The following is a 13946-nucleotide window of genomic DNA, read 5'->3' as shown; positions in this document are numbered from 1 at the left end:
AATCTCTATAACGTTGGCCGAATAACACCATGGATGATAATAACGACCTCTTTTCAGCGATCGTAAAAACGGCCCGTGAGCGGCAAGCGGCGGGTGAGCAGGCACGGCCTGAGCCGGTCAAGGCTGCCTCACCTGCACCCGCAAGAACACCCCGCACCACCCCCGAAGCCAGCGGCAATTACAATGCGGCAGATATCGAGGTGCTGGAAGGGCTGGAGCCGGTTCGCCGTCGTCCGGGCATGTATATTGGCGGCACCGACGAGCGCGCCCTGCACCATCTGTTTGCCGAGGTCATCGACAATTCCATGGACGAGGCCGTTGCCGGCCACGCCAATTTCATCGATATCGATCTCGACGAAAACGGCTATCTGTCGGTCACGGATAATGGCCGCGGCATGCCTGTCGACCCTCATCCGAAATTCAAGGACAAGTCGGCGCTGGAAGTCATCATGACGATGCTCCACGCGGGCGGCAAATTCGACTCCAAGGTCTATGAAACATCCGGCGGTCTGCATGGCGTCGGTGTTTCGGTTGTCAACGCGCTGTCGGACCACGTAGAGGTCGAGGTGGCGCGCAATCGCCGCCTCTACCGCCAGCGTTTCTCGCGCGGCAAGGCGCTTGGACCGCTCGAAGAGGTCGGCGAAGTGCAGAACCGGCGTGGAACGCGCGTGACTTTCCATCCCGATGCCGAGATTTTCGGTCATGCTGCGAAGTTCGACCCTGCCCGGCTGTATAGAATGGCGCGGTCCAAGGCCTATCTGTTCGGCGGCGTTGAAATCCGCTGGAATTGCGCGCCTTCATTGCTCGATCCCAAGGATCCGACGCCTGACAAGGCCGTCTTCCATTTCCCCGGCGGCCTCAAGGATTATCTTGGCGCCTCGCTCGGCAAGGATTTTCAGATCACGCGCGAGATGTTCGCCGGCAAGACGGAGAAAACCAGCGGCCACGGCGCCATGGAATGGGCTGTCGCCTGGTATGGTGGCGATGGCTTCGTCAATTCCTATTGCAACACCATTCCGACAGGCGAGGGCGGCACGCATGAAGCGGGCCTGCGCATCGCCCTCACCCGCGGCCTCAAGGCCTATGCGGAACTCACCGGCAACAAGCGCGCCGCGATCATCACCACCGATGACGTCATGATCTCCGCTGCCGCCATGCTCTCGGTGTTCATTCGCGAGCCGGAATTCGTCGGCCAGACCAAGGACAAGCTGGCGACCGTCGAAGCGCAGCGCATCGTCGAAAATGTCATCCGCGATCCGTTCGACCATTGGCTCGCCGCCTCGCCGCAGGAAGCATCGAAGCTGCTCGACTGGGTGGTCGACCGGGCCGAGGAACGCGTCAAGCGCCGTCAGGAAAAAGAGGTCAACCGCAAATCCGCCGTCAAGAAGCTGCGCCTTCCGGGCAAGCTTGCCGATTGCAGCCAGACCGGTGCATTGGGCGCGGAACTGTTCATCGTCGAGGGCGACAGCGCTGGCGGTTCGGCGAAACAGGCGCGCGATCGCGCCACACAGGCTGTGCTTCCGCTACGCGGCAAGATTTTGAACGTCGTCAGTGCCGGCCGCGAGAAGATGACCGCCAATCAGCAGATCGGCGATCTCATCCTGGCGCTCGGCTGCGGCACGCGCTCGAAATACCGCGACGAGGATCTGCGCTATGACCGCGTCATCATCATGACCGACGCCGACGTCGACGGCGCGCATATCGCTTCGCTGCTGATCACCTTCTTCTATCAGGAAATGCCGGAGCTCATCCGCAACGGTCATTTGTTCCTCGGCGTCCCGCCGCTCTACCGTCTCGCCCAGGGCGGCAAGGTCGCCTATGCCCGCAACGATGCGCATAAGGACGAGCTTCTGAAGACGCTGTTCACCGGCAAGGGCAAGATCGAAATCGGCCGGTTCAAGGGCCTTGGCGAGATGCGCGCCGACCAGCTCAAGGAAACGACGATGGACCGCAAGAAGCGCACCTTGCTGCGCGTCCAGATCGATGAGGAATGGGCGAACGAAACCAAGCTCGCCGTGGACGATCTGATGGGCACCCGCCCCGACGCCCGCTTCCGCTTCATCCAGGATCGTGCAGCATTCGTGGAAGAGCTGGATATTTAGGCGGAACAAACTTCGATCATAGCGAGATCCGCACCCTCATGATGCGCTTCGTCATCGTGTGCCGTCGAACCACGCACAGCGCTGCCGCATCCCGTCAGATTTATGAGTTCACGCCCTAATATAGACGCACCAGTACGTCTCGTCCTTGTAAAATTGACGAGTGGCGGACCGTCTAATACTTGATTATTTGAGAACATAAGCACTATTTCTATCTTTTACTTCAGTAACATACCGAAATGATGTATCATTAACCATGTTGTGGGGTGATGGAGGCCCAGATGGGGAGGCCGCCCTGTGGCTTCTGTTCAACGGGGCATGACCATGGCCTTGAATCCCATATTCGATTCCACGCTCGCCGGAAACGATCCGATCGCAAATGCGAGACCACATGCGGTTCCATTTAGCACTGCCGGGCCGCTGCTCCTGTGCGGACTTGCCGTCAGCGCGGTGATCTCCGGGGAATTCGCGGGCTGGAACCCCGGGCTCTTGCAAGGTGGCTTCGGTGGCATGTTGATAGCCACACTTTTGATCACACTGATGTACGGCTGCCTTACATTGACTCTCGCGGAACTGTCGGCGGCAATGCCATTTACCGGTGGCGCATATGCGTATTCGAGGGCTGCGTTCGGCACTTGGGGAGGCCTCCTGGCCGGAGTCTCTCAAATCCTTGAATATGTGGCGGCACTCGCCACCATCCTGGTGGCGATAGGAATTCAGGTAAGCATGGTGACGAGGTCGGCGATGGGGACCGACCTCTATGTGCCATTGATCTGGCTGCTTGTAGCCTCGTTGTTCGCGTTCCTGAATGCCAGCGGCACAAAAGTGTTCTTCAGAACGGCTCTGATTCTGGCAGGTGCCTCGCTGGTGGTGCTGACGATCTTCTGGGTGAATGCCATTCCGAAGGTCGAGACGGCCCGGCTATTGAGAGTACCAGTGATGATGTCCAACAGTGAGTGGTTACCGAACGGCCTGCTCGGGATCGCGTGGGCGATGCCATTCGCGATCTGGTTCTATCTGGCGATCGAGGTTGTGTCACTTGCACCGGAAGACAGCCATAATCCGGCCAGGAACATCCCGAAGGGGATGATATGGGGTTTCGGTATACTGGTCGTTGCGGCCCTTATGACGCTCGTAGCCAGCGCGGGAAGTCCTCCGGGCACAGCGGTGATCGGCGTCGCGGACAGTCCTCTGCTTTTGGGTTTGCAGGCTCTGCCAGAGTTGGCGAGATTTCCATATCTGGTTATCCTGATGGTGATGTTCGGCACGCTTACAAGTTACCACTCGGTGCTTTACGGGGGCGCCCGCAGCATATTTTGTCTGGCCCGCGCGGGGTATATGCCAAAGATGCTGGCGGGCATGTCCTCCCGGCAAACGCCTTACATGGCTATAATCGCTGCCTCTGTCCTGGCCTTGGGTTTGGCAATTGCTTCGCTGGCGCTTTCCGGCACATTTTACGTGGTTGGCATTCTGGTAAATATGTCGGTATTTGGAGCGCTTGTTTCCTATGCCACAACCTTCCTTGCTTTCATCGCGCTCAGGGCAAGACACAAAAATATGGTACGGCCGTTTGTCAGCCCGCTGGGAGTCGCAGGCGCGATTACCGGGCTTATCATTACATTGGCGACGACCGCGCTGATGTTCACAAATGTAACGTCTCAATACGCACTGCTTCTCTGTATTATTTATCTCGTTAGCGCAGCCACGTACTGGATATTTCGACGAACCTACATTGATCAGAATGCCCCGGAAGAAGCGTTTGCTGCAGATCTATGCAAACAGGGCAGCACGCCCCCGTCGTCCATGTCTCTGGTACCCCATACGCAAAAGTACGGACAATGGTCATGAACCCCGCCATGCCAAACAGCTTGGTGACGGTGTTGGAGCTGGCGGCAATCCTGATCCTCCTGACTGCCACGATTGGGGCATTGCTGAGCGTTTTTATCACCAAGCGAAGTGGCCTGATACATCTGGGATTGCAACTGTCGCTCCTGCTGTTCATGCTGTACATATCCCAGAGCTGGGTCTACCCATTGGTGTTCTCACCAATATTCGCCAGTCTCCAGCAGTTCTCCCGGACTACTGCAACGCTGTGTATCATGTCGTCTGCGTTCGGCATCAACATGATGTTGAAGATATATGTCTGGGAGGGCCGACTATTCCAACATGAAGGTGCGTCCGTACCGCAATTGCTGGTGGCACTCGTCCAGGGGATGATCTACCTGGTCGCTGTCCTGGTTATTTTGCAATTTGTGTATGGCCAATCGATTACCGCTTTGGCCACCTTGTCGGGAGCAGCCGCCGTAGTGCTTGGCTTTTCTGCCCAGTCGACACTGGGCGAGATGTTTGCAGGGATTGCTATTTCTATTTCAAAACCGTTCAAGGTAGGGGATTGGATAAAGGTCGGAGACAGGGACGAGGGGCAGGTCATCGATCAGACCTGGCGCCATGTGCAAATTCGAACGCGAGATCGATGCGTCCTCAATATACCGAACAGGGCGATTGCGGATGCGCCAATCAAGAATTTCTCCTCGGCGCTCGGACGCGGCATCAAGATTATTGAAACCATCCAGCTTGACCCGGAAATGGATCGAGCAGTTGTGACAATGTCGATACACGATGCCATTGTGAAAACCCATGGCGTGCTGGAGGACCCCGCGCCGACCGTCTATTTCAGAGGGATGAAGATGGGCCAGGCGGAGTATATGTTCTGCTACTTCGTCGATGATTATGCCCCGCAGCCGGCGCGAAGTGAGAGACTTTGGCGGGCAATCGCCGAGGCGCTGCCCGACCGGCGGGATGAACCGCTGCATTTGGCCGGATCTGGCTAGCAGTAAGGCTGGATATGCAGTGCATGCCGGAACTCGTCCGTTGAGTTCTCATTCCCTCCAACTGAGAAGCCAGCCCACGAGACCAATGATCGGTTGTAGCGAGCCAAGAATTGCAACGCCCGAGATTATCGTTACAGGCACCCACCTCCCTCATGGTGAGCTTCTTCATCGTGAGCCTCCCGAGCTTGTCGAAGGGCGAACGGCGAACCACGCACCAAACGCTCTTGCGTACCCGCGAGTACGGCAACTCGCCCAAATACAACTCCAACATGCAAAATCTTGGAAAAATTAATAGAACGCTCGTTCGATTAATTTTCCGGCGCAACCCATTTTCTCTAGCGGTTTTTCGGCACTTCACCCCTATGAACCGCTATTTCAAAACTTTATTCATGCAAGTCCGAGCGATTCCTACGCAAGGACTCCCGATTCTCATGCAAGAATCAGCGAAAATGGCGCAGAATTTTCAACCTCCAGCTTCAATTTGATTGCGTTCGGTTGCGGCTAGATATGCAATGCGTGTCCCAGCGCCTTGAGCGCGGCTTCCTGGAAACCCTCGCTCTGCGTCGGGTGCGCGTGGATCGTTCCGGCGATATCTTCCAATCTCGCGCCCATCTCCAGCGCCAGTGCGAAGGACGCGGAGAGCTCGGAAACGCCCTGCCCGACCGCCTGGATTCCGAGGATAAGATGGTTGCCGGCAGCGGCCACGACCCGGACAAAACCCTCCTCGCCTTCCTGTGTCATGGCGCGGCCATTGGCAGCGAAGGGAAACAGGCCGATCTTGATTTCGTGTCCGGCTTCCTTCGCCTCTTCGGGAGAAAAGCCAACAGAAACAATCTCGGGATCGGTAAAACACACCGCGGCGATAGCGCGTTTGTCCCAGCTGCGGTTTTCACCGGCAATGATTTCCGCCACCATTTCGCCCTGCGCCATGGCCCGGTGCGCCAGCATGGGTTCGCCGGTCACGTCGCCGATGGCATAAACACCGCGCATCGAGGTGCGGCACTTATCATCGATTCTGACGAACTTTCCGTCCATGTCGAGATCGATTTCCTCAAGCCCCCAGCCGCTCGTGACCGGCTTGCGGCCGACGGTTACCAGCACCTTGTCGGCAGGGATCTTCTCGTCCTTGCCATCTGCAGTCTCGATCAGCAGCGCATCACCCTTGGTACTCATGCCCTTGGCCTTGGCGCCGGTCAGTATCGTCACACCTAACTCATTGATATGTTTGACGATTGGCCGCGTCAGCTCCGCATCATATTGCGGCAGGATTTTCGGTAATGCCTCGACAACCGTCACTTTGGAGCCGAGTTTGGCAAAGGCTGTACCGAGTTCGAGGCCGATATAACCCCCTCCGACAACGACCAGCTTTTCCGGGATCTTCTGCAATGCCAGCGCCTCCGTGGAGGAAATAACGTTGCCGCCAAATGGCAGCGACGGAATTTCGACGGGAGCCGAACCCGTTGCAATTACTACGTTTTCTGCCCTGATGATCTGCTGGCCGGTCAACGTTTCGACCTCGACGGTCTTGCCGTCGCGGAACTTTGCCTTGCCCGTGACGATCTTGACATTGGCCTTTTTCAGGAGCCCGGCAACGCCATTGTTCAGGCGGCTGACGATACCGTCTTTCCAGGCGATCGTCTTCGAAAAGTCAATGGCTGCTTCGCTTACGGAAATACCAAGAGGCGTACGTTTGGCAGCGAAATGCGCAACCTTTTCAAACTCTTGCGCCGCGTGTATCAGTGCTTTGGAGGGGATGCAGCCAACCATAAGGCAGGTGCCGCCGACCTTTGCCGCTTCGACAATGACCGTATCCACGTTCAGCTGACCAGCCCGAATGGCGCAGATATAGCCGCCGGGACCAGCGCCGATGACCAGCAGTTTGCAGGAGATATCCTTCATCGCTCAACCTTCCACGAAAATCAGCGCTGGCGTTTCGAGCAGCGTCTTGATTCGTTGAATGAAAACAGCAGCATCCCAGCCGTCGATAACGCGATGGTCGAAGCTGGAGGACAGGTTCATCATCTTGCGAGGGATGAAGTTGGTCCCGTCCCACATCGGCCTCATCATGATCTTGTTGACGCCAATGATCGCCACTTCGGGGTAATTGATGACCGGTGTCGTTACCACACCGCCCATGCTGCCGAGCGAGGTGATCGTGATCGTCGAGCCGCTCAGCTGCTCGCGTGTTGCCGTGCCGGTTTTCGCCGCATCCGCCAGCAGATTGACCTCGGCAGCACAATCCCAAAGCGTGCGTGCCTCGGCATGCTTGACCACCGGAACCACCAAGCCGTTCGGCGTCTGCGCTGCGATACCGATGTGGACGCCGCCGTGCTGATGGATCACGTTGGCCTCGTCATCGTATAGCGCGTTGAGCTGCGGCTGATCGGCAATCGCCCGCACCATCGCCCGCATCAGAAACGGCAAAATTGTCAGCTTTGGCTGGTCGGCGCGCTTGTTGGAGTTGAGTGTCGCGCGCAATTCCTCCAGCGAAGTGACGTCGATTTCCTCGACATAGGTGATGTGCGGGATGTGCGATTTGGCAATCGCCATTTTCTCCGCAATCTTGCGGCGCAAGCCTACGACCTTGATTTCCTTGATGGAATTATCGGGCGCGAGCGCCGTAATGCCGGGTTTTTGCGATCCGCGCGCGAAGAAGGCTTCAAGGTCTTCATGGGTAATGCGCCCCGCCGGACCCGTGCCGCTGACCTGACGAAGATCCACCCCAGCCTCCTTTGCCCGCAGCCGAACAGCTGGAGACGCAAGCGGCTTCTCGCCTTCGCCGCGCGGCGCGTTACCGCCAAAGGCGCTTGATGCAGCGAGAGTCTTTTGCGATGTCGGAGCAGGTGCGGGCTTTGGCTTTTCGGCTGGAGCTTTCGGCGCTTCGGCCTTCTTTTCCGCTTCTGGTGCTGGCACTTCAGCTTTGGCTGGCTTGGCTGGCGCAGCTTCGACAGCATGTCCTTCGCCTTCTATTTTCAGCCTGACCAGCGGCGATCCGATTGCAAGGACCTGACCGATCTCGCCCCCGAGCCAGATGATTTCGCCATCGACGGGTGAAGGAATCTCGACCGTGGCCTTGTCGGTCATCACGGCCGCAAGAACCGTATCCTCGCGCACCAGATCGCCGATTTTCACATTCCATTCAACGAGTTCGGCTTCCGCAACGCCTTCACCGACATCCGGCAGCTTGATGATATATTCACCCATAGCCCTATCCTTCCAGCGTTTCGACAAGCGCGCGTCCGAGACGTACCGGTCCCGGGAAATAGTCCCATTCCTGCGCATGCGGGTACGGCGTATCCCAGCCTGTCACCCGCGCCACCGGGGCTTCGAGCTTGTAGAAGCAATGTTCCTGAACGAGAGCCGCGAGTTCCGCGCCAAAACCCGAGGTCAGCGTTGCTTCATGCACCACGACGCAGCGGCCGGTCTTCGAGACGGATTCGATAATTGTTTCGAGATCGAGCGGTAAAAGCGTGCGCAAATCAATGATTTCCGCGTCTATGCCGTGTTCCTCCGCAGCGGCCTCCGCCACATAAACCATTGTGCCATAGGCAAGAATTGTCAGCTTCGAACCTTCGCGGCGCTTGATCGCCTTGCCGAGCGGCACAGTGTAATGTCCGTCCGGCACCTCTCCAAGATCGTGCTTCGACCAGGGTGTTACCGGCCTGTCGTAATGACCATCAAAGGGGCCATTATAGAGGCGCTTGGGTTCAAGGAAGATCACCGGATCAGGATCTTCGATTGCCGAGATCAACAGGCCCTTGGCGTCGTGTGGATTGGAGGGAACGACCACTTTCAATCCAGAAACGTGTGTGAACAGCGCCTCAGGGCTCTGACTATGCGTCTGGCCACCAAAAATACCGCCGCCAACTGGCATTCGCACAACGATCGGGCAGGTAAAGTCGCCATTGGACCGGTAGCGCAGGCGCGCCGCCTCCGAGACGATCTGGTCATAGGCTGGATAGACATAATCGGCGAACTGAATCTCGATGCAGGGTTTCAAGCCATACGCGGCCATGCCGATCGCCGCGCCGACGATACCCGCCTCGCTGATAGGCGCATCGAAGCAGCGTGTCTTGCCGTATTTGGCCTGCAGGCCCTGCGTACAGCGGAACACACCGCCGAAAAAGCCCACATCTTCACCGAACACGACAACATTGTCGTCGCGTTCCATCATAATATCCATCGCATCGCGAATGGCTTCGATCATCGTTTTACGCGGCATGATTATACTCCGGCCTGCTGGCGCTGGAGGCGCAGATGCGGCGGCATCTCCTCGTAGACGCCCTCGAACATGTCACGCGCCGATGGCTTGCCTCCCGCATGCAGCGTGCCGAAGCTCTCAGCTTCTTTTTGCGCCGCAACGACCGTGTCGAGAATTTCAGCCTCCGTCTGCTTGTGACGATCATCCGACCAGACGCCGCGCCCGATCAAATGGTTCTTCAGCCGAATGATAGGATCCCCCAGCGGCCAAGCGTCGGACTCGGTTTTTGGCCGGTAGGCCGAAGGATCATCCGAAGTGGAATGCGCGCCGACACGGTAGGTGACATACTCGATCAGTGTCGGCCCGAGGTTGCGCCGGGCACGCTCGATTGCCCATTTGGCTACTGCAAACACCGCCAGATAATCGTTCCCGTCGACACGCAGAGCCGGAATGCCGAAGCCAAGCCCGCGCGCTGCAAATGTGCCCGAACCGCCTCGGGCAATGCCCTGAAAAGTGGAAATCGCCCACTGGTTGTTGACGATGTTCAGCACGACCGGCGCCTTGTAGGTTGATGCGAACACCAGTGATGCGTGGAAATCGGATTCGGCCGTAGACCCGTCGCCAATCCACCCGGCCGCAATCTTGGTGTCATGCTTGATGGCCGATGCCATCGCCCATCCAACCGCCTGGATATACTGCGTTGCCAGATTGCCGGAGATCGAAAAGAAACCGTGTTCCTTCGACGAATACATGATCGGCAGCTGGCGGCCCTTGAGTGGATCACGCTCGTTGGAGTAGATCTGGCACATCATCTCGACCATCGGATAGTCATCCGCTATCAAAAGGCCTGCCTGCCGATAGGTCGGGAAATTCATGTCACCCGGCGCAAGCGCCTTGCGGAAAGCGCAGCTGACCGCCTCTTCGCCAAGATGCTGCATGTAGAACGAGGTCTTGCCCTGCCGCTGGGCGATCTGCATGCGAGCGTCGAAGGTTCGCAGCGTCATCATATGACGCAGACCCTCGATCAATTGATCATCGGTCAACAGACCCGCCCAGGGGCCAACAGCTTCACCGTCGCGGCTCAAAACCCGGATGATCGAGAAAGCCAGGTCGCGTATGTCCTCCGGATTGGTGTCGACTTCCGGACGTCGCACAGATCCCGCTCCATGAATGTTCACATTGGAAAAATCAGGCTCGCCGCCGGGCCGCACCGCCGGTTCGGGCACGTGCAGGCTAAGCGGACCAAATTCACCAAGGGAACCATCATCGGACATAATACAGACCTCCCAATCACGCATATCGTGCCGCACACTATCATGAAAAATCACGCCGGTAGCATTGGCTTTTCCAAGGAATTCCGGGCGGTTACCGTGCTTTTCTGATGAGATATTCCGTATAACACCATGAACTTGTTGAAAGTTCCGGCGAATATTTCACGGGAGGGTAAAATCGAGCCCGGCAAAAAAGCAATTTTTCGCCACTTCGCCAGCAGCGCACGCATTTATTGATTCAAAGGCTGAATGGATTTTGTAATCAAATGTTCGGCAGGAGAACTCTAGGCGGCAGCAATTGCCATTGCATGATCGCGCGCATTTTCCCGAATTGCCTCAAGATAGATTCTCTTGAGCAGGGAAAGCATATCGTCATTCGCAGCTGGAGGAACAGTTCCATTGGTATCCGGCGCGACATGCTCGACCATTCTGCGTATAATTTCCTGCGAACCGATGGCGAGCTTGCCGGTGGCAACGCCGTGCCAACTATTAAGCGCCACCCGCAACGGTTGATGCGTGTTCGACGGCAATCCCGCAGCGCTGAACAATGCTCCCAACGCCGTGGTCCGGCCATCGATCAAAAGGCTCCGCACCCGCGCCAGACTGTAACCCGAGAGCGTCACGAGAATCGCACCGAAGAAATCGATCTTTCCGCACGCGACGATCCGGATGACGAAAGCGGTTGTAAGGTCACCACGTAATTGCAGGTGCTCGATCAATGCCGGATATTCCTCGACGGATGTTGCCGCCACAAGGCTGATCGATGCCTTGACACAGGCTTCGTGCGTAACGCGCCTTGCCCGTCTTTCCCCCATCAACGCCATCACTATGTCCATCTGACAAAGAGCCTCGGCGATACAAATTGCCAGGGCATGGCGGCAATCGGCAGGCAATCGCTCATCGTCGACAAGGAGCGCGCGAATTTCAGCCACATGGCCAAGGCGCTCGATCAACCGGCGAAAGCTGATTCCAGCGATCTGCGCCTGGGTGTTGGCCAGAAGTTCCAGCACAGCAACGGTCTCGCCAATTTCGATGATCGCTGCACTGACTGCAAACGATACCCTGGGCCTTGCCGCGATGACTTTCTGTGCCTCACCGCTTCCGCCGGCGACACAATCGATCAGATCCGTATCGCTGAGAAGCACGGATCGCGCCAGCATATAGGTGGCGATCTCGATCTGGTCGCGGGCAAGACCGGCTACGATGTGAAGCGGCGCATGGGCGCTTGTCGAAAACACATCGGCAAGTGCCAGACGCACTTTCGGCGAAGGATCATCGAGCAACAATGTCAGAACTGCTTCAGTAGAGCAGCGTTCGTCAAAATCGAGGTCGGAATGCAGGTAAATATGAGCCAAGGCAGCCGCCGCATGGCAACGCTGCGCGACCGAAGCATTATCGATCATTTTCAGATAGTGCTGAACCGACATTAATCTTTCGCCCCCGAGTCTCTGCTTGTCTTAGACTTTAGGAGCAAAAGGTTTACGATCAGTTCACCATATCGATTAACCATGTGGGGTGACGAAACTCGCATGTTGCGATCATGATAAAGCCAACCTAGACTCGCGCGAAAGCATCGAGGAGACGCGAGACATCATGGCCGGGCTATATCTGGAAGATTTTGAAATCGGACATGTATTCCAGCATCCGCTGCGCAAGACCGTAACCGAAAGCGATAATATGCTGTTTTCGGTGATGACCCTCAATCCGCAGCCGCTGCATATCGATTTCGAATATGCCAGCAAGACCGAATGGGGCAAGCCGTTGGTGAATTCGCTGTTCACGCTCGGTTTGATGATCGGTATTTCGGTGAATGACACCACCGTCGGCACGACGATTGCCAATCTCGGCATGACGGATGTGACGTTCCCTGCCCCGCTGTTTCATGGAGATACGGTGCGGGTCGAAACGCAGGTGATCTCGGCGCGGAAATCAAAATCCAAACCGGATCGGGGCATCGTCGAGTTCGAGCATCGGGCCTTCAATCAATTTGGGGTGCTTGTCGCCAAGTGCACCCGGCAAGCGATGATGAAATCGAAGGCCTCCGCCTGATGCGCTCGCTATTGTTCGTTCCGGGCGATTCGGAGAAAAAGCTGGAGAAAGGACTGACCAGTGGGGCCGATGTCCTTTTGATCGACCTTGAAGATTCGGTGAGCGTGGGGCGCAAGGAAGCTGCCCGAAAAATCGCCGCCGAGTTTCTGACGGCAAATCCACTCCGTCCCTCTCCACGCCTGTTCGTTCGCATCAACGACCTTGCCACCGGTCTGGCGGATGACGATCTGGCCGCGATCATGCCTTCCCTGCCCCACGGCATTCTCCTGCCAAAATCCAACAGCGGGAAGGATGTGACGCGGCTCTCCGCCAAACTCAACGTTCACGAAGCGCGTGCAGGCGTCGAGGAAGGATCGACACTGATAATCGCCATCATCACCGAAACTGCAATCGGAACACTCTCGGCGGCGAGCTTTTCCGGCGCATCAAAGCGCCTGATCGGCTTGAGCTGGGGTGCAGAAGACCTGTCGGCTGCGATCGGCGCCCGTACTGCGCGCGATGAGTCCGGGCGTTATACGGATGTATTCCGGCTGGCTCGCGCTGTGACGATCCTCGGCGCATCGGCGGCAGATGTTGCCGCGATAGACACGGTCTATATCAATTACCGCGACGATGAAGGCCTGGCACGAGAATGCGCCGAAGCCGAGCGTGACGGCTTCACCGCCAAGCTTGCCATTCATCCCGCACAGGTACCGATCATCAATCACGCGTTTACGCCGTCGCCAGAGTCCGTCGCGCACGCCCGAAGGATTATCGATGCGTTTGCCGCTGATCCGACTGCCGGCGTGATCGGTATCGATGGCGAGATGGTCGACCGTCCGCATCTGCGACGGGCGGAGCGGCTTATTGCCCGTTCAGCTGGTTGATTTATCCCACTTGGGACGGAACATCTGGAACGTCTCGGAAACCGAGGCGAAATCCATATAGCCGAGGCGTGAAACCGGCTGGGCTTTTGTCATGTCCACGAGGCCGCTGGTCAGGATTTCTTCGCTGATGTGCACGCCCACCACTTCGCCGGTGACCATGATCGCTGCGACCGGGTTGCCGTGGCGATCTTTCGGATTACGAATTTCCGTCACGACGCATTCGAGCGTCGCAAAAGCTTCAGCCACGCGGGGTACATTGATCAGCGTGCAGTCGACTGGGGTCAATCCCGAATATTCGAACTCGCTGACACCGCGCGGGGCATTCACCGACGTTGCATTCATGGCAACGGAGAGGTTTGCGCTGACCAGATTGGCTGCGAACTCGCCCGTCTCCTCGATAAAGGACACGCTGTCCTTGCGGCCTTCGGAACAAAACATGATGAGACAGGGTTTGGTGCTGATCATGTTGAAAAAGGAGTATGGCGCGAGATTGACCTTGCCGTCTTTCGAACGGCTCGAAATCCATCCGATCGGACGCGGAGCGACAATGGCTTTCAGTGGATCATGCGGCAGGCCGTGGCCATCCTCGTATTTGTAGAACATTTTAGAGCCTCGTGCGATAATATTGG

11 protein-coding genes are annotated in these 13946 nt (G+C 57.1%); 5 read left to right on the top strand and 6 right to left on the bottom strand.

Annotated features, from left to right (window positions below):
- Positions 1–29: 29 nt before the first annotated feature.
- The 3 genes from parE (at position 30) to ACSQ3H_RS14925 (ending at position 4930) form a co-directional block, all read left to right on the top strand.
- On the top strand, positions 30–2102 hold the full coding sequence (gene parE / locus ACSQ3H_RS14935; protein WP_436117768.1) for a DNA topoisomerase IV subunit B: 2073 nt from the start codon (positions 30–32) through the stop codon (positions 2100–2102).
- A 294-nt stretch (positions 2103–2396) separates the two neighbouring features.
- Entirely contained in the window at positions 2397–3947 is a 1551-nt protein-coding gene (locus tag ACSQ3H_RS14930) for an amino acid permease (RefSeq protein WP_436117767.1), read from the top strand.
- Positions 3944–4930, top strand: coding sequence for a mechanosensitive ion channel family protein (locus tag ACSQ3H_RS14925; RefSeq protein ID WP_436117766.1), 987 nt, complete (start codon positions 3944–3946; stop codon positions 4928–4930). The genes ACSQ3H_RS14930 and ACSQ3H_RS14925 overlap by 4 nt, the downstream gene beginning before the upstream one ends.
- A gap of 501 nt (positions 4931–5431) precedes the next feature.
- On the opposite strand, the gene lpdA is transcribed toward ACSQ3H_RS14925, so the two are convergent.
- The 5 genes from lpdA to ACSQ3H_RS14900 form a co-directional block, all read right to left on the bottom strand.
- On the bottom strand, positions 5432–6829 hold the full coding sequence (gene lpdA / locus ACSQ3H_RS14920) for a dihydrolipoyl dehydrogenase (protein WP_436117765.1): 1398 nt from the start codon (positions 6827–6829) through the stop codon (positions 5432–5434).
- A 3-nt stretch (positions 6830–6832) separates the two neighbouring features.
- Complete coding sequence (locus ACSQ3H_RS14915) at positions 6833–8134, bottom strand: dihydrolipoamide acetyltransferase family protein (protein ID WP_436117764.1); 1302 nt, start codon at positions 8132–8134, stop codon at positions 6833–6835.
- 4 nt (positions 8135–8138) lie between these two features.
- On the bottom strand, positions 8139–9152 hold the full coding sequence (locus ACSQ3H_RS14910) for an alpha-ketoacid dehydrogenase subunit beta (RefSeq protein ID WP_210004587.1): 1014 nt from the start codon (positions 9150–9152) through the stop codon (positions 8139–8141).
- Positions 9153–9154: 2 nt separating this feature from the next.
- Entirely contained in the window at positions 9155–10405 is a 1251-nt protein-coding gene (locus ACSQ3H_RS14905; RefSeq protein WP_436117763.1) for a thiamine pyrophosphate-dependent enzyme, read from the bottom strand.
- Between the two features lie 281 nt (positions 10406–10686).
- Positions 10687–11829: a DUF2336 domain-containing protein gene (locus ACSQ3H_RS14900; RefSeq protein ID WP_436117762.1), complete on the bottom strand. Its 1143-nt coding sequence runs from the start codon at positions 11827–11829 to the stop codon at positions 10687–10689.
- 166 nt (positions 11830–11995) lie between these two features.
- On the opposite strand from ACSQ3H_RS14900, the gene ACSQ3H_RS14895 reads away from it, so the two are divergent.
- Together ACSQ3H_RS14895 and ACSQ3H_RS14890 are read left to right on the top strand one after the other, a co-directional pair.
- The gene (locus ACSQ3H_RS14895; protein ID WP_436117761.1) at positions 11996–12451 is read left to right on the top strand and encodes a MaoC family dehydratase; all 456 of its coding nucleotides are present in this window, start codon (positions 11996–11998) and stop codon (positions 12449–12451) included.
- The gene (locus tag ACSQ3H_RS14890; protein ID WP_436117760.1) at positions 12451–13317 is read left to right on the top strand and encodes an HpcH/HpaI aldolase/citrate lyase family protein; all 867 of its coding nucleotides are present in this window, start codon (positions 12451–12453) and stop codon (positions 13315–13317) included. Before ACSQ3H_RS14895 ends, ACSQ3H_RS14890 begins: the two co-directional genes overlap by 1 nt.
- Here the strand turns inward: ACSQ3H_RS14890 and ACSQ3H_RS14885 are convergent.
- The gene (locus tag ACSQ3H_RS14885; RefSeq protein WP_436119459.1) at positions 13306–13920 is read right to left on the bottom strand and encodes a flavin reductase family protein; all 615 of its coding nucleotides are present in this window, start codon (positions 13918–13920) and stop codon (positions 13306–13308) included. The genes ACSQ3H_RS14890 and ACSQ3H_RS14885 overlap by 12 nt on opposite strands.
- Between the last annotated feature and the right edge of the window lie 26 nt (positions 13921–13946).

It is taken from the genome of Phyllobacterium sp. LjRoot231, from assembly GCF_964253365.1.
Classification (GTDB): Bacteria; Pseudomonadota; Alphaproteobacteria; order Rhizobiales; family Rhizobiaceae; genus Phyllobacterium.
The sequence above is the reverse complement of the archived record's forward strand: the minus strand, read 5'-3'. Positions and strand labels throughout refer to the sequence as shown.